The organism is Prolixibacter bellariivorans ATCC BAA-1284 (assembly GCF_000621705.1).
Classification (GTDB): Bacteria; Bacteroidota; Bacteroidia; order Bacteroidales; family Prolixibacteraceae; genus Prolixibacter; species Prolixibacter bellariivorans.
In genome coordinates, this window is the sequence record NZ_JHXO01000010.1 from 333,183 (window position 1) to 350,304 (window position 17,122).

At 43.8% G+C, this 17,122-nt stretch carries 13 protein-coding genes; 7 read left to right on the forward strand and 6 right to left on the reverse strand.

All coding sequences use genetic code 11. The features are described from left to right. Window positions 1-130: 130 nt before the first annotated feature. The 5 genes from T426_RS0114785 to T426_RS25225 all read right to left on the reverse strand — a co-directional run bounded on the left by T426_RS0114785 (window position 131) and on the right by T426_RS25225 (window position 8,737). Entirely contained in the window at window positions 131-2,905 is a 2,775-nt protein-coding gene (locus tag T426_RS0114785) for a DUF3352 domain-containing protein (protein WP_027585903.1), read from the reverse strand. Between the two features lie 98 nt (window positions 2,906-3,003). Beyond that, window positions 3,004-4,290, reverse strand: a complete 1,287-nt coding sequence (locus T426_RS0114790; protein WP_025865547.1) for a hypothetical protein — start codon at window positions 4,288-4,290, stop codon at window positions 3,004-3,006. 6 nt (window positions 4,291-4,296) lie between these two features. Then, window positions 4,297-5,562, reverse strand: a complete 1,266-nt coding sequence (locus tag T426_RS0114795; RefSeq protein ID WP_025865548.1) for a peptidase U32 family protein — start codon at window positions 5,560-5,562, stop codon at window positions 4,297-4,299. Window positions 5,563-5,629: 67 nt separating this feature from the next. Continuing rightward, window positions 5,630-8,101, reverse strand: coding sequence for a T9SS type A sorting domain-containing protein (locus T426_RS0114800; RefSeq protein ID WP_027585904.1), 2,472 nt, complete (start codon window positions 8,099-8,101; stop codon window positions 5,630-5,632). A 42-nt stretch (window positions 8,102-8,143) separates the two neighbouring features. Beyond that, complete coding sequence (locus T426_RS25225; RefSeq protein WP_025865551.1) at window positions 8,144-8,737, reverse strand: LON peptidase substrate-binding domain-containing protein; 594 nt, start codon at window positions 8,735-8,737, stop codon at window positions 8,144-8,146. A 261-nt stretch (window positions 8,738-8,998) separates the two neighbouring features. On the opposite strand from T426_RS25225, the gene T426_RS23845 reads away from it, so the two are divergent. Together T426_RS23845 and T426_RS0114815 are read left to right on the forward strand one after the other, a co-directional pair. After that, window positions 8,999-10,441, forward strand: a complete 1,443-nt coding sequence (locus T426_RS23845; RefSeq protein WP_025865552.1) for a glycoside hydrolase family 32 protein — start codon at window positions 8,999-9,001, stop codon at window positions 10,439-10,441. A 15-nt stretch (window positions 10,442-10,456) separates the two neighbouring features. After that, window positions 10,457-11,248: a histidinol-phosphatase HisJ family protein gene (locus T426_RS0114815; RefSeq protein WP_025865553.1), complete on the forward strand. Its 792-nt coding sequence runs from the start codon at window positions 10,457-10,459 to the stop codon at window positions 11,246-11,248. A 47-nt stretch (window positions 11,249-11,295) separates the two neighbouring features. On the opposite strand, the gene T426_RS23850 is transcribed toward T426_RS0114815, so the two are convergent. Further along, entirely contained in the window at window positions 11,296-12,240 is a 945-nt protein-coding gene (locus tag T426_RS23850) for an OmpA family protein (RefSeq protein WP_025865554.1), read from the reverse strand. Window positions 12,241-12,371: 131 nt separating this feature from the next. On the opposite strand from T426_RS23850, the gene dxs reads away from it, so the two are divergent. The 5 genes from dxs to T426_RS23860 all read left to right on the forward strand — a co-directional run bounded on the left by dxs (window position 12,372) and on the right by T426_RS23860 (window position 17,110). Continuing rightward, window positions 12,372-14,306, forward strand: coding sequence for a 1-deoxy-D-xylulose-5-phosphate synthase (gene dxs, locus T426_RS0114825; RefSeq protein WP_244957735.1), 1,935 nt, complete (start codon window positions 12,372-12,374; stop codon window positions 14,304-14,306). Window positions 14,307-14,422: 116 nt separating this feature from the next. Continuing rightward, entirely contained in the window at window positions 14,423-15,616 is a 1,194-nt protein-coding gene (locus T426_RS23855; protein WP_025865555.1) for a sensor histidine kinase, read from the forward strand. An 82-nt stretch (window positions 15,617-15,698) separates the two neighbouring features. Beyond that, window positions 15,699-16,229 carry a YceD family protein gene (locus T426_RS0114835; RefSeq protein ID WP_025865556.1) on the forward strand — a complete coding sequence of 177 codons (531 nt, stop codon included), beginning with the start codon at window positions 15,699-15,701 and terminating at the stop codon, window positions 16,227-16,229. Between the two features lie 16 nt (window positions 16,230-16,245). Further along, complete coding sequence (rpmF, locus tag T426_RS25580) at window positions 16,246-16,431, forward strand: 50S ribosomal protein L32 (RefSeq protein WP_081782514.1); 186 nt, start codon at window positions 16,246-16,248, stop codon at window positions 16,429-16,431. A gap of 268 nt (window positions 16,432-16,699) precedes the next feature. Then, window positions 16,700-17,110: a bactofilin family protein gene (locus T426_RS23860; protein ID WP_051539131.1), complete on the forward strand. Its 411-nt coding sequence runs from the start codon at window positions 16,700-16,702 to the stop codon at window positions 17,108-17,110. Window positions 17,111-17,122: the final 12 nt, after the last annotated feature.

Consider the following 17,122-nt stretch of genomic DNA (forward strand, 5'->3'; position numbering starts at 1 on the left):
ATTAGTATTTTATATATATCGTCGTTTGCAATTCGAAAAGTATACATCTGTATATATAGACACAAAAAGACACGCTTCATTTTTATAACGAAGAAACTCGAAAAAAATTTTCTTAAAATCTCCTTAAGTATTATTGGACGTAGTAGTTATACAGAAATCCGTCGGCCGAACCGACCACCAAATTAAAATGCTGACTACCGGATGTGAAGAAACCAATACTAAACCGGGAGTTCCCAGCCATGGGAAAACCATTGTACAAGCTTCCGTCTTTATTAAACATGTAAATCAGATTCTCCTTCGGGTTGACGACTCCAATCTTCTTATTGTTGGCCGAAAAGGTATAAATCTGCGGAGCCCTGCCAGGAGCCTCCTTAAAGTGATGACTAAACATTTTCTTGCCACCCGAATCGTATACAGTCAAATCATTGCCGTCCAGGTAAACGAAATCGTTCTTTCCATCAGCATTCATATCATCGTACATGAAGTAATGCGACGGACTGAAATTCTCAATCTCCTTTGTTTCGTAATCGCCATTAAAATAGAGGAAGTAAACCTTACCATGTTCGTCTGTTCCGACAAGGCGTGCCGCGTGACTGCCATTCCCTTTTTCCAGTACAAAGTTGTTATTCATCGAATGAACATACTGCGCTTTACTTTGTACGCGGTTGTTTCCTTTCCGATCCTCGATGTAAGTTCTGTTTTTATCGAAGAAGACAATGTAATCGCGGTTTCCCACCCTGAAATGCTCCACTGGCTGGGTCACTTCATGTTCGGTTTTCCCAAATGTCCAGCCCGGAACTAGTTTTCCCCTTTTGTCATACAGATAGACATGATGATCGGCACAGGCAATAAAGAAACGGTAATTCTTGTTGTGATCGTAATCGAATACTGCCACGCCATTGGTCGCTTTCGACCGGAGCTTCACCGGATAATTTTCAACATAGTTGCCGTTCCTGTCAATCAAATGTAATTCGCCCGGAGTGTTGAAAAGATACTGTAACTTACCGTTTTTATAATAGTCAATCTGGTAAACGTCTCCCATGATTGGGCCCGGAAGTTTGATCTTCCAAAGAACTCGTCCTTCCTTATTAATCAGATAGAAGTTATTGTCGGTATCCTGCACAACCACTTCCCGGTTGGCCCGGTCGTAATGATTGATGACGAATTGTGGTTTAAACTGAATATCCGTTTCCAGATGGCTGGACCAGACGGTTTGCGGCCGTTCACGCAGGTTCGGATTATATCGCAACAACGCGCTGTTGTATATCATTCCATTCTCGGGACCAAACTCCCAACCAAAGGCTTCGAGTCTCAACAGATGCTCCAACTTCGGTTCCAGTTTCTGACTGATTTCCTGATGAATAATGTCTTTAAAAAACGGCAATGCCCTTCCGGGAGAAAACCACATATAAAAGTTGCAGCGCTGCGAAAGCCGGTCACTAAATTCCTGGTAACGGATATTATTTTTCAATACCTCCTGGAGCACGTAATCTTTGATGAAACCAGAAAGGGAACGATAGGAATCCCCCATCACCATGTAGTTGCCAACAAATGAAACATATCTTGTAGGAACTGGTCTGAAAATAGGGCCAAAAACCCGTTCCCCAAAGTTATCTACCGGCATGTTGTAAATCGGATAAGCCGTTTGCTTATCAACGTGATATGTCCGAACATAGTCGTTCAACGATTTGCCATTAACTCTGGCCCAATGCCCAACCATCTCCCGGATGGTTTTCTCTGCCTGGCTTTTACTATGTGTCCGCATCACCAGAAACCGGTTTTCATCGGGTTGTGATGGATTGCCTCGGGTATACACCATCGCAATTTCGCGGTCCATCAACTTTTTTACCATCTCCTGGGGATTAACGCCAGTGGACTTTTTTACGGCACTCAGTTTATTTTCGTAGGCGTAATACTTTCCATCCCGATCGAGGTATTTTTCGTAGTCTTTAAAAAAGACCGACGGATTACTTAAATTAAAACTCAACAGGAAGCTTGTCTCCGACGGAAGCACTTCTTCCATCCGGAATTTCTGCGGTTGCTGGTGAAGAAAAATATTCTGGTAATTATTGACCGAATCATCCGAATAAGTAAACCCATTTAGCAGGATTTCGTCCTGCTTCATCTCCATATCAATTTCCGACCAAGTGGCAAAATTATTGAAGCCGCGTAAAGCATGTGCCACTGGTTCGCTGGTACAAAGTGACAATAACCGGGGAAAGGTCTGATAGTTAATGTAGAAGTTCATGTCGACATTAACGCCGGCCGTTTTATATACTTTTTGGAAATGCGGTTTATCAAGCAGCGAGGAAGTATTGAGTTGTCGAATGGCTTCTTCCACCTTTACCGGATTCTCTCCTGCAATAAAAATTCCTTTATGGAAGGCGTACACCAATTTATGCTGTTTCCCCTTTTGGTTCCAAACATACTCGTAAACCTGAACGTGATCGTACTTTCGATGAGTAATTTGAGCATTATCGGGCGCCAGTACATTCCGGATAAACTGATTGATAATATTTTTTTCCGAAATATCATCCAATTGAGTTAGGTAGAGCTGATTAAAGCTATCATTTCCCTCAAAGCCGAGGGCCATCACCAGCGGTTTATTTCTGAACAGCTCTCTGGCTTCGCGATTGGCCGAAAACAGCGAATCGACATAGGTAATTTCACTCTGTATATCCGAAAAACCGGGTAACTCAGAAAGATCTTCCCACATCGGGTTTTCCTGAATATCTCCTGTAAAGGCGAAAATATTCCGGGCCTCGATAATCAACGGAGAATTGACGGGAACAGCCCTGAGTGCTGATGTACCAATATAGCGCGACTCGCGGCTGAAATAGTACCACCCGACGAATATTCCTACAATGATTAATCCCGTAAAGATTCCCAGACCTTTTTTACCCATAAATTGTACGTTAACTGATTTCTTCGCAAGAAAATGTTATGTAAAAATAAATACAATAACCTACAACGTCAACAATTCAGGGAACGATCCGAAGAAGGTTACTGTAAAATAACTTTGAACGTAACCGGAGCCCGATTGGCCATTTTCAACTTTAAGAGATAAATACCCGCCGGCAATTTCCCCGTAGGAATACTCACCGTCGTGCCTCTCGAAGGATAGACCACACCGCTTTTCACTGTGTTGCCCGAGATGGAGAATAACTGGTAACCGAACTTCGGCAATTGAGCCTGTACCTCCAATTTGATGATACCGGAAACCGGGTTTCCCAATAGCCTAACGCCTATATCGGCAATATCGTTGATTCCGGTGGTTGTTTGATCCACGATCAATTGCATGGTTACCGGAAGATGATCGGAATTATTATACAGAGCGTTAACCAAATCCGCCGGATAGTCCGAATTAGCACCGTCGAGCAGAGACTTATTGAAATGCTGCCCGTCCTGTCCTATTGCTTCGTAACTTCCCTCTTTGTAGGAAAGGTTGTTGGTATTGTTCAGCAAATCTTCCTGAACGAGAATAAAATCGAACCGGTCGTCCATACCTCCGCCAGAAGCACAGCCACTGGCGGAATGCGTCGATTGGGTATGGATATCAGCAAAAGTTAAATTGCTATGCCAGTTCCCTTCACGCCCCAGTGGATCATAAAAACTGTATGAAGTATTAGAGGGAGCGATTAAGTTCTGGAATGCTTGCTCATCGCTGTTATACAGGTTGCAGTCGCCAGAGAAGATGACATTTCCGTTCCATCCCATTTGCTCCAATTCTGCCATGATATTTTTCGTTTCCGTTGTACGGGTGCTAATATCAGAAGCTTCACTGCCAGCCTTGAGGTGTACCACCACATAGTTGATGAAAACGGTATCGGCACCATCGGCCAAATCAGGCGACTTGTAATATAGCCGGTAGAAATTGGCGTCACGTTCGTTGCTTCCCAACACCAGCCTTCCCTGCCATTTCAGCGCCAGCTTATTGGCGTTGTAGTATAGCATGTTGATTAAGTAGCTTCCCGAATATTCGGCCTGCACATATTGTGTGCGCCCGTCAGCATTTAATGCATTATCCAGCAAATATTTCACATCGGCTTCGTCACCATTCATTTCGTTTACTGTGAAAATATCCGGGAGATAATGACTAAACAGTATTTTCAGATAACCATTTTTGTCATCACGGTTATTGGTTTGCTGGTCACACGAATAAACATCTTTCCCGTAGTTGAGCAAGTTGTACTGCATCACACGGAGGGTATCCTGTGCCTTTAACTGACCAAAGAAGGCAATGAACAGGAACAGGAAAATGAAAAGGTTTAGTTTTTTCAGGTTATGCATAATTTACTATTTCGGTCGTCCGGATTTCACCTCCGAGGCATCCACAATTTTATACAGTTTGTCAGATCGTCTGATTTTCACATCCAATGGCATCGAGAAATACTCGCCTTTCCGCGTCTCTTCCACCGCCTTCTCATCAACTCTGATTTCCGGAACAACCATTTGTACTACGCCAGTTGTCGGGCCGGTAATGAGAATTTCATCGCCAACTTTCAGACTTTGGGTTTCCATCTTGAACTCCGCTACTTCCAGCTTGCTGAAATAGTTGGTTCCTTTGCCGATGTACATCCGTTTCTTGGTCGCCCGCGAACCATAGTTATGGCTCCATTCGCCCAACCGCTGCCCGAGGTAATAACCGTCCCAGAATCCACGGTTGAAAACGGTGCTTAGTCGTTTGTCCCAGTTGTCAATCTTTTCCTGCCCAAATGTCCCGTCGAAATATGCTTCAACTGCTTCGCCATAGCATTCGGCTACCGTTTTCACATATTCAGCACTTCGGGCGCGTCCTTCAATTTTTAAAACTGAAACTCCGGAATCGAGTATCTTATTCAGGAAATGAATGGTCTTCAAATCCTTTGGTGACATGATGTATTCGTTATCAATCTCCAGCTCCTGCCCGGTCTCTTTATCCGTCACTATGTAAGCTCGGCGACAGGTTTGCATGCATGCACCACGATTAGCCGACGAACTTGTTTCGTGTAACGAGAGATAACACTTCCCGGAAATAGCCATGCACAACGCTCCGTGAACAAACATTTCCAAGCGGACGCGTTTCCCGGAAGGACCTTTTAAATCGTCCCGTTCTATTTGTTTGGTAATTTCAGCAACACGATCGAGGGTCATTTCGCGGGCCAGCACCATCACATCGGCAAACTGCGAATAGAATTTTACTTCGGCATAATTAGTGATATTCACCTGTGTCGACATATGTACTTCCACACCCTGTTCGCGGCACATTTGTATCACGCCCATGTCGGAAGCTATCACAGCCGATACTCCACTCTCTTTGGCAGCCACAATAATCCCTCTGATTTTATCTAACTCATCGTCGAAAATGCCTGTATTCACCGTCAGATATGTTTTCACTCCCGCTCTTTCGGAGCGCGAAACAATCTCTTTCAAATCGTCGATGGTAAAATTGTGCGACGAGCGGGCCCGCATATTCAGTTTTTCAACACCAAAATATACGGATCCGGCACCACCCTGAATGGCTGCCATTAATGATTCATACGACCCAACCGGGGCCATAATTTCCACATCTTTTCTCTCCATAACCGTTTTAAGAAACTGATGCAAAGGTACAATTCCGACCTTGATCAGCAAGATGTTTTACATACGGCTATCGCTTGATTACCTTCCGGGAAATCTGTTGGCCTCCCACTTCGATGTTAACCAAATACATTCCCGGAGGATATGCGGAAAAATCGAGCTGCTCAGTTAGCCTGCCGTCGACTGGATACACCTGCCGGTTGTACATTCGTTGACCAAGATAATTGTACACAATAATATTCCCTGAATCAGCCGTTTTTTCCAGATCCAACTCCAGCTGCATCTGGTCGTGAACCGGATTCGGATATAACCTCAAATCACCCGGAGAAAGAGGAACGGTTGCCACATCTACGTTATCGCCAATGAACAGGTTGTCAATGCACCATCCCCAGGCCCACGTAAAAGGATCAGAATAAAGCCGGAAGCGAACAAGAATCGTATCACTAGGTGAGAAATCAGAAGATGAAGTCATGTTGAGTACCCGACGCTTGAACATGTCCTTGCTTCCTTCAGTCAGCGAGTTTCCATTTTGCATATCCTTATTATAGGCAGTGAGCCAGGTACTATTGGAAGATGAATCCCATCCGGGAGCAATCGCTTTCCATGTATGTCCATCATCCTTGGAACCTTCAACAACTACATAATCGTAAAAATCGGTGCTCCCAAAAGTTGCGTTGTCAGCACCAGGCTCCACCAAAACAACCTCATCAAAAGCAATTTCCGTGTTTGCATTCAAAACAATCGGAATACGTAACACTGTTGTGTAATTAAAATATGGTGCTGTCTCTTCAGGACTATCATAAGGATGAGGCGAGTGAAGCGCATTATCATCAAAAAATGCGGTCTTTGTCACTGTAAAGTCTGACCCAGTAAAATCATCTGTCGTAGTATCGAAGTTATTTTCGTAGTATGTAACTGCTGGCTTAACCGACACGACTGAAATCGTGTAGTAGTCTTGCATTGGCAAAGTAGTTTGATTACTATTAGTTGAACTATCGATCGCAATAATTCTATATTCCAATACATCGTTAGAAGTCAATCCCAACGGTAGTGGCACTGTGGCCGCATAGGTCGAATCAGAAACCAATGAAAGATCAAACATTCCCGCATTTGAGTTATTCAGCATCAATTCTACCTTAACAGAAGCAATTCCTATATTATCAGTGGCTGTAGCCTCAACATAAAGTGAATCGGCAGATGAGAACACTATCTTTACCGGAACATGTGAAAGCGAAGGCGGGGTTGTATCTTCACCTACATAAAATGAATAATAATTAGTTGGAGCATGAACCGGCTTTGAGAAATTTCGAGCCCGCAAATCCATTACCGTGATATAATAATCGGTAGTCGTCCCCATTGCAGGAATAGTAATACTAGCAAAGTACTCGTCTGGATTTCCCGTGCTAAGCATCGTATCCACAGTTTCTGTTTGCCAATTATCAAAGGAATAGTGCAACACAACTGAAGATGTGTCAATACCATAGTCACCGTAAACTTTCGCTGTTACCGGTACCTCCGATGGAAGTTGATCGTAGTCCGATACTGGCGAATGAATAATATAGGTATACTTCCATCCCATTTCTGCCAACATCGCTTCCAATAATGGTCCCGGATTATGGTTGGCCTCACCCAAAGCCAGAGCGTGGGTCATCAAAGCATTCTCACTTCCTGCAGGATAACTGAGATCATTCAAATGATAAAAACTGGAACCATCGTCCCATGTTGGAGGCGCATACAATCGAGGGTTTGAACCATCGAAGTCTTCACGGGCTAAACGACTATCAAACTGAAGTTCACTTCCGGTAAACTGATTATACAACTCGGCCGAAGGATTAGCAAAATAATTGGTATCGATTAATTGCTGATCCTGAATATTCTGTACATACACGTCATATATTCCCGGGAAAAGATTCGTATCATCACCAATCTGACCTTCCAAACCGGTGACCGAAGCAAATCCTATTATTCCTAAGCCGTGACCGATTTCATGAATAACGACAGATACAAAATCATATTTATCCAACGGTGTGTTTCCATCGGTTCCAAAATACCAGTCGGTGTTATCGGAGTTAAAACGGGCGACCATATCAGGAGATGTACTACCAAGAATATCCTGTCCCGACATTTTATCAGCTAAAGCTACCGGATAATAAGTGTTTTCACGAAGTGAACCATCGAAATCACGGTAATATGACGCTGGCCCACATGAACCGAGAGTTCCCTTGTCCAGTGAAGTCCAGGTTGCTTTTAAACGAATAGGTACAGGACTATCCAATACGGATTCCCATACACTCACGGCATATCGAAATGCATCAGCTGCTTCCTGACTGAAACCTACCAACTCCAAATCAAATGTAGAGTTTGCCGTTGCAGATTTGAGAAAAGCATTGGGTGGAGGAACAAAACTCTTGCGAACAGAATCGCTTTTATAACATAAAGCATACCTTCCGGTAATGCTATGATTATAATTTTTAGAATAGGCCTGATTTCCCAAAATAAAAAAAAAGGCCAGTACAATTAGTAAATTAAGGCGTCTTGGCATTAGCCCGAGTTTTAGGTTAGTTAATTAATTAAAATCAGGCTTCTAATTTAATACAAATCTTGAACCCATTTCCTGTGTCATGGCCTCAATTTGAATTTGTAGTGTTAAAAAGTTGGTCAGGTTACGCTCGAAATGCTCGGGTAATTGATCATCGATGAAGCTGAACTTTTGATTGGCCGGTATTTTCAACCGGGCTGCCAACTCGAAAATATCTTCATCAACGATAGGTTGTGGCTCCTCTCCTTCTTCGCGCATCAGCATAAAACGGTGAAATAATAATACCAATCTTGGACCGGGCTTTGTGTTTTTAAAATGCAGCAGTTCCACATTTCCTTCCATATATAACTTCGAGGGAGAACTGCTACGCGTCAGGAAATTCACCAGCTCAACAACTTTCACCACAATATCCATCTCCCCGTTGCTTTTCCGGTTCTTTACCTCTTCAATATGTAATAAACAACCTCGATCCTGTGTTTCGCCATTTAGCACATAGGGCATCCCAAACATCTGATGTGATTCCATTACATCGTTCACCAAATGTTTATACCGCTCCTCAAAAATGTGAAGGCCGAACTCCTCTCCAGGGAATGCAAATACATTCAACGGAAAAATAGGATATGTCTGAATATCGTTCATGGCAAATGTGGTTCTTCGTTTTTATAAACAAAATGACACTGCAAAGGTTGAGTTACATAATCTTCACCGCCTGTCTATTACCTCATTTGTTTTGTATAAAAACGTAATATTCCGGTCAAAATTGTAACGGAGCTTAAATTACACTTATGCTCTAACGGTATCGATTTACTACTTCTTTTTTGTACAAGAAAATGCCGGAACATGTATATTTGTCAAAACCGGAAATTTTCCGGAAGCATTTCCACTCCTAATTTGATACAAATGACAAAGTTCATTAGCATGTGTGCATTAGTTACCGGTATCTTGTTGCTCACTGCCGGGAAACCGGTAAAAACTTACGACGAATTGTACCGCCCACAGTTTCATTTCTCTCCTGAAAAAAACTGGATGAATGATCCTGACGGATTGGTTTACTACGATGGTGAATATCATCTGTTTTACCAATACAATCCCAATGGCAACGAGTGGGGATATATGCATTGGGGGCATGCGGTCAGCACTGATTTAGTTCATTGGAAAAATCTTCCCATTGCCATTTACCCCGACAATAATTCGACGGACAAGGTGAAATGCACCGCATGGTCGGGGTCAGCCATTGTCGATAAAAACAATATAACCGGACTGCAGGAAGGCAACTACAAAACCTTGCTGGCATTCTACACTAGCCGGGGATGCGGTCAGCGGTTAGCCTACAGCAATGACAAAGGACGTACCTGGAAAAAATATGCAGGCAATCCCATTATTCCCGAAGCACCCGGAGAAGAGACCCGTGACCCGAAAGTATTCTGGTACAAACCGGGAAATCATTGGGTATTGGTTCTCTATCGCATGCCTGGCGGCGATAAAGCAAAAGAAGGAATCTCCATTTACAATTCCACAGACCTGGTGCACTGGACTTTCGAAAGTCATGTAACCGGTTACTACGAATGTCCCGACCTTTTCTCACTTCCACTCGATGGAGACAGCACCAAAATGAAATGGGCACTTCTGGGAGGCGATGGTTCCTATATGTTGGGTGATTTTGATGGAAAACACTTTACACCTAAATCCGGGAAGAAAGTACTCGATTACGGACAGAATTTTTATGCAACCCAAACCTGGTCTAACGCACCGGATGGCAAACGAATTCAAATTGCCTGGATGAGAGAAAGTAAATATCCCGGTATGCCGTTCACCGGTCAAATGTCCTTCCCCACAGAACTTTCGTTGAAATCGACTCCTGATGGACCTCGCATTGTTAGAACTCCGGTTGGAAGCATCTCTTCTCTTTACGGGAAGAAAATGGATAAAACCGATAAGAATATTATCCCCGGTCTGAAGAATAATAATCTTCTCAAGGGAATTCACAGTGAATGCTTCCGCATCACTGGTGTGTTTGATGTCAAATCCTCCAATATGTTCGGAATTACGGTCCGAAAATCAAGAAAAGACGCCGGAACAGAAATCAGTTACGACGTAAAAAGACAGGTACTGACTTCTATTGGCTCCCAAATGCCGTTGGCTCCGGTTAATAATAAAATTAAGCTGGATATTTTGGTCGATCGGGCATCGATTGAGATTTTTGCCAATAACGGCGAAAAAGTTATCACCGACAATTTTACGCCTGCAGAAAAAGCTGACGATATGGAACTTTGGACGCGGGGTGGCGAAATTATGGTGGACTCGCTTGAAGTGCGCGAACTCAAATCCATCTGGAAAGAATAACTTAATCTTAACGTGATGCCGATCCGCTTCGACTATCATATGCACACTCGCTTGTCAGACGGCAAAAACAGCCATGAGGAAATGGTGGAAGAAGCCATTAAAAAAGGTTTCAACGAAATTGGATTTTCCGATCATTTCTGTATTAAAGGGCCAAATTCATGGGCGATGGAAGCTGACGGAATTCCCAAAATGGTATCAGAGATTGATGCGGTTCAGAAAAAATATGACGGAAAAATTCGCATTCTTTTTGGTATCGAAGTGGATTATTTTCCCGACAAGGAAGACGAAATCGCACAGGTTTTAAAGCAATACTCGTTTGACTATGTGATTGGTTCCGTGCATTTTTTGGATGACTGGAACTATGACTCGGATTCAGCCCATAAACGATACACGGAATTCAGCAACGATTACCTCTATCAGTGGTATTTCGCTGAATTACAAAAAGCGGCTTCCTCTGGATTGTTCGATACCATGGCGCATCCTGATCTGATCAAAAAATTCCAGGTTTGGCCCGAAAGTGCTCAGAACGGGCTTTTTCGGACAACGGCTGAAATTTTTGCTGACGCTGGAGTAGCCTTCGAAGTAAACACCAGTGGGATCGATCGTCCTTGCGGCGAATTCTTTCCCGGGAAGGAGTTTCTAACAGAATTATTTAACGCGGATATTCCGGTTACGCTGGGCTCCGATTCGCATAAAGCGGAACAAATTGGCCGCTATTTCAACGATGCCAAAACCATGCTCAAAGAATTGGGCTACCCGAATTTAGTCCGCTACCGGAAACGTGAAAGGATTAATGAACCTTTATAAGTTCACAAAAAGTCCCGGTTTTCGCCGGGACTTTTTATCGTCTTTTATTAATTCGACAACAGCTTATACAGTTCTGTCAAATCAGGTGTCAGGATAATTTCCGTTCGCCGGTTTTTCTGACGAGCTTCCGGTGTTTTGCGCGGATCAACCGGTAAGTATTTACTTCGTCCTGCCGCGGTTATCCTCTTTGGATTGATGTTGGCATCCTGCAGCAAAATCTTGGTAACTGCCGTAGCCCGCATCACACTCAGGTCCCAGTTATCTTTTATAGCTCCGGTTCCCCGCAACGGAACATCGTCGGTGTGTCCTTCCACCAGCACATTGATGTCCGGATTAGCCGCCAGAACCTGTGCAATCTTTTTCAGCGCTTGCCGTCCCTGTTGACCAACAGCATATTTCCCTGACTGAAATAACAACTTCTCGGCCATCGAGACATACACCTGGCCGTTTTTCTCAGTTACGTTAATGCCCAGATTTTTATAGCCGGTCAAAGCATTCAGCATTTTCTGCTTCAAATCCTTTACCGCTTTGTCTTTCCTTGCCAGTAAGTTTTCGAGCTGTTGCAACCGCTGATTTTTCTCCGCCAGTTTCTTTTCACGTGCATCCAAATCAGCTTGTGCCGATTCCAGGTTAGTCAACAACCGCGAAATTTCCTCGCTGCTCCCCGATTTCACCGCTGAAATCTGCTTCTCTAAATCTGCATTGGTAGCTTTCAGCCGCTTTACTTCCCGGGCGAGGTTGTCCCGCTCGTCTTCCATGGAACTTTTTTCGGCTTTCATCTTTTTCATCTCAGCTTCCATCTGTTCGGCCTTTGCGCCAGCCTCATTTGCTTTGGCTTCCATATCCTGAAGCTTCTGCTTTAACAGCAGCTGACTGTCTTCACATTCATCCAATTTGCCTTTTACCCGGTTAAACTCACTGGTTGAGACGCATGAAGGCAACATGAAAATCATCAACAATGTGCCCAGCAGCATAACACGAAAGTTTCTCATATCTATCCTTGTCATATATTTGTATTATCAAATCGTCGAAGTAAAAATAATGAAAGACCATGCACTTCACAAACAAGTAGTGCACTTCCTTCGTGCACCCCGTGTAGGGATAAATTTGTAACTTTGTTCCATTGGAAAATCATATAACGATAGTGTCTCAGTTCATGGCGGAAGCGCAAACTCAGCTTCTGGACAAAATTGAATATCCCAGAGATCTGCGTAAACTCAGCGAAAAAGAACTTCCTGATGTTTGCACAGAGCTGCGTAATTATATTATCCGGGAAGTTTCATCCAATCCCGGACATTTTGGAGCCAGCCTCGGTGTGATTGAGTTGACTGTAGCTCTTCATTACGTTTATCAAACGCCTTATGACCAACTTGTTTGGGACGTAGGGCATCAGGCTTATGGCCATAAAATCCTAACGGGAAGAAGAAAGAAATTCCACACGAACCGTAGAATAGGAGGTATCAGCGGTTTCCCGAAAATTGCTGAAAGTGAATTCGATGCTTTTGGCGTGGGCCATTCATCCACTTCCATATCCGCAGCTCTGGGTTTGATGCTGGCTGCGAAAATCAAAGGCGAAACCGACCGAAAAGTAGTGGCCATTATTGGTGATGGTGCCATGACCGGCGGAATGGCTTTTGAAGGTCTGAACAACGCAGCAACCAGCAACTCGGATATTCTGGTTATTTTGAACGATAACAACATGGCCATCGATCCTGCCGTTGGCGGCCTGAATAATTACCTCGTTCAGATGCAGACTTCACCGGCCTATAACCGGTTGAAGAGTGATGTCTGGAAAATTCTGGGAAAACTAAACAAAGTAGGTCCCAAAGCCCGCCAGGTATTGCAGCAACACCAGCATGCACTGAAATCGGTTTTGTTGCGGAACAGTAACCTTTTTGAGTCTTTCGGATTCCGTTATTTTGGACCGGTGGATGGACACGATGTTAATGCAATGGTCAAAATCCTAAGCGATCTGCGTAACATCGAGGGGCCCAAACTTCTGCACGTCATTACCAAAAAAGGAAAAGGTTTTGCTCCGGCCGAAGAAAACGCCACCAAATGGCATGCAGCTCCCGGTAAATTTGATATCCGAACAGGGGAAGTATTCGTGGATATGCCCCTAAAACCATCGGCACCCAAATACCAAGATGTTTTTGGGAAGACCATTGTAGAACTGGCCGAAAAGAATGAAAAAATTGCTGCCATCACACCGGCGATGCCTACGGGCTGTTCGTTAAATCTGATGATGCAGAAAATGCCGGAACGCACGTTTGATGTAGGCATTGCTGAACAACACGCCGTTACCTTTGCGGCTGGCTTGGCAGCCAACAACCTTGTTCCGTTCTGCAATATTTACTCTTCGTTCATGCAGCGCTCGTATGATCAAATTATTCATGATGTAGCGTTGCAGAACCTGAATGTGGTTCTATGCCTCGATCGAGCCGGCCTGGTTGGTGCCGACGGTGCTACCCACCACGGAGTGTTCGATTTGGCTTTCCTCCGAAATATTCCGAACCTCACCGTTTCTGCTCCAATGGACGAAATTGATTTGCGGAACCTGATGTATACAGCACAGCTTCCAGATATGGGGCCTTTCTCAATCCGTTACCCGCGAGGAAAAGGTGTTCATGTAGAGTGGGACGTTCCTTTTAGCGAAATCCCGGTAGGAAAGGGAAAAGAAATTGCACAAGGTACCGACGTTGCCGTGCTGAGTATCGGACATCCGGGTAATTTTGTCAAGGAAGCCACCGAGACACTTAACAACGAAAATATTTCCGTGCAGCATTACGACATGCGTTTTGTGAAACCTCTCGACACCGAAATACTGGACTCAGTATTGGCCAAATTCGACAAAGTAATTACGGTTGAAGATGGGGTAATTAACGGAGGATTCGGCAGTGCCGTAATGGAATATCTGATGGAAAAAGGTTATTCTGGCAAGTTTAAAAGGCTCGGAATCCCTGATCGGTTCATCGATCAAGGTACACCTGAAGAACTCTATCGCGAATGTGGTTTCGACAGTGACGGCATTTGCTGGGAAATCCGCGACATGATATAAGGATAATTCCTTTTACCATATCACTCACGATGCTATTCCCGGATTTTCTTTTCGGTTGAAAAACCGATTCTTTTCAGGAAATTTCTATCTTCGGAACACATTGTAAAACTAACGCCTTGTTTCAATTTTTCAGCAACCGGAATTTTAAAGGAATATTACTGACTTTTGCTTTTCTTATCAGCATAGGCACGTTTATCTATACCAAAACACTTGTCGATAAATTAAAGCAGGAGGAACACCGGAAAGTAGAGCTGTGGGCACAGGCAACACACCGTCTGGCGGAATCGCGTAATACTACCGGAGAAGAACTGGCCTTTACTTTCGATGTCGTAGAAAACAATCAAACGGTTCCCATTATTGTTACTGACCAGAATGACAGCATTCTATACGATCGCAACCTGGAAATTGCTGACGGTCCGGGCAAGCAAGAAAAACTCCGGCAGATACTTGTGAACATGAAGAAACTGTATCCGCCCATTGTTATTCCCATTTCACCGGATAAGAAAAATCTTGTTTATTACAGCAACTCCAATTTATTGAATAAACTCAGGTACTACCCGTTGGTTCAGCTTCTGATTTTGACACTGTTTATCCTGGTTGCATACGTCGCATTTAGTGCTTCCCGTGTTTCGGAACAAAACCGTGTTTGGGTAGGAATGGCGAAAGAAACCGCTCACCAGTTGGGAACGCCTATCTCCTCACTCATGGCCTGGGTAGAACTACTGCGAATGCAAAATGTGGATGAGTCGATTGTTACAGAAATTGCCAAGGATACCGAGCGGCTCAACCGCATTACCGAACGCTTTTCGAAAATTGGTTCAACACCCGAACTCACCGAAACCAATGTGGTTTCGGTTCTGGCAAATGCCATCGAATACCTTGAAAAAAGAAGCCCGAAGCGAATTCTCTTTACATCCAATTTCAATCCTTTCCAGGAAATCATGATCCCGCTAAATGTTTCCCTTTTCTCCTGGGTTATCGAAAACCTCTGTAAAAATGCCATCGATGCCATCGAAGGAAAAGGTGAAATCAACGTTTCGCTGTATGTGGCCCCGGAGGAACTTTACATCGACGTAAGCGACTCCGGAAAGGGAATTCCAAAAAGCAGTTTCAGAGAAGTGTTCCGTCCGGGTTACACCACGAAGAAGAGAGGCTGGGGGCTGGGATTATCTCTGGCTAAACGAATTATCGAGAATTACCACAACGGACATATTTCTGTCAAACACTCGGAAATAAACAAGGGTACCACATTCCGCATCGTCCTGCACTCTGAGGAAAACCTGACGGAGAAAATCACTCAACCCGTTTAATATTAAGAATTTCAAAATTCTCAGGTTTTTTTCTGTTGTATATTAAAAATTTATACTTTTGCAAAGCTAAAAAAGGAAGGTTGTGAAATACCTGAAAAACTATATCATTCCTTTCTCCGGACTGAAGGAGGGAAAACATCAGTTCCAGTTCGAAGCTGGCGAACGCTTTTTCAGGGAGTTTGAAGAGTCGGAGATTGAAAGAGGTGAAGTGAACATCGAGGTAGAGCTCGAAAAACGGACAACCTACTTATCACTTGGCTTTAAATTGACTGGAAGCGTTCAGTTAATTTGTGACCGATGCCTGGACTATTACGACCAGCCGTTGGATAACGATTTTAAACTCTACGTGAAGTTCAGCGAAGAACCGCAGGTAGATGATGACGAAGTGATGTATCTCCACCCAACTGATCATCAGGTAGAGGTAGGTCATTTGATATATGAATTTATTGTTCTGAGCTTACCGGCGCGACATGTTCATCCGGACGATGAAAACGGCGAAAGCACGTGCGACCCGGAAATGTTGGATAAGCTTGATGAATACGATCATCCCGGTGACGACGATGAACCTATTGATCCGAGATGGAATGATTTGAAAAAGATTATTGGTAACTAAGTAAAGTTGATTTAAAATGGCACATCCAAAACACAGAACGTCGAAAACGAGAAGGGATAAGCGCAGAACGCATTATAAAGCAACTCCTGCTACCATGGCAACTTGTTCAAACTGCGGTGCTACTGTAAAGTATCACACCGTATGTAATGAGTGCGGCCACTACAGGGGTAAACTCGTTATTGAAAAAGAAATTACTGTTTGATTTCCATAGCAGAAAGAGTTTTCTTTCTGTCTATTTGGTTTTTTCATGGCTTTAGAAAGGCTTTCCTGTGCTCAGGAAGGCCTTTCTATTTTAGCCCGTTTTTATTCTCTTCCGAAGTCCCCTTCCCTACTTAATTTATTGATAAGTAAATACCTTCCGTTTACCATTTTGGAAGAATACTATTGACCAACAGTTTCAAAACTTGTTGGCTTTTATTATCTTCATCGGCTAAAGTCAAGACAAGTTGTTTACGTTAAAACCGAAGAAAATGGCAAAACCCATCATCCAAAACGAAGTGAAAGCACTGAACACGATTGCAAAAGATACCATGATTAAAGGGGATATCAAATCGGATGGTGATATTCGAATCGACGGTGCACTGGAGGGGAACCTGGAATGCAAAGGACGCGTAGTACTCGGTCCCGAAGCCAAGGTAAAAGGAACAGTCCGTTGCCGGTTAGCCGACATTATGGGGACTCTTGAAGGGGAAATCTTTGCTTCTGAACTAATGACGTTGAAAAACACCGCCGTTATCAATGGCGATCTGACCATGGGCAAATTATCCGTTGAGCCGGGAGCTCAGTTTACCGGTAAATGTTCTATGGGAAGCGGTTCAGGCTCTGCTCCGAAACCTCAGGCTGCTCCGGTTCAACCGGAAGCCAAACCGAAAGACAGATAGCAGTTGCTTTCG

Bases quoted from the DNA above. Each gene is read 5' to 3' on its own strand.
- T426_RS23850 (WP_025865554.1), bottom strand. From the start codon at position 12,240: ATGAGAAACTTTCGTGTTATGCTGCTGGGCACATTGTTGATGATTTTC.
- T426_RS0114795 (WP_025865548.1), bottom strand. From the start codon at position 5,562: ATGGAGAGAAAAGATGTGGAAATTATGGCCCCGGTTGGGTCGTATGAA.
- T426_RS0114815 (WP_025865553.1), top strand. From the start codon at position 10,457: ATGCCGATCCGCTTCGACTATCATATGCACACTCGCTTGTCAGACGGC.
- rpmF (WP_081782514.1), top strand. From the start codon at position 16,246: ATGGCACATCCAAAACACAGAACGTCGAAAACGAGAAGGGATAAGCGC.
- T426_RS0114785 (WP_027585903.1), bottom strand. From the start codon at position 2,905: ATGGGTAAAAAAGGTCTGGGAATCTTTACGGGATTAATCATTGTAGGA.
- T426_RS23845 (WP_025865552.1), top strand. From the start codon at position 8,999: ATGACAAAGTTCATTAGCATGTGTGCATTAGTTACCGGTATCTTGTTG.
- T426_RS0114790 (WP_025865547.1), bottom strand. From the start codon at position 4,290: ATGCATAACCTGAAAAAACTAAACCTTTTCATTTTCCTGTTCCTGTTC.
- T426_RS25225 (WP_025865551.1), bottom strand. From the start codon at position 8,737: ATGAACGATATTCAGACATATCCTATTTTTCCGTTGAATGTATTTGCA.
- T426_RS0114800 (WP_027585904.1), bottom strand. From the start codon at position 8,101: ATGCCAAGACGCCTTAATTTACTAATTGTACTGGCCTTTTTTTTTATT.
- T426_RS23860 (WP_051539131.1), top strand. From the start codon at position 16,700: ATGGCAAAACCCATCATCCAAAACGAAGTGAAAGCACTGAACACGATT.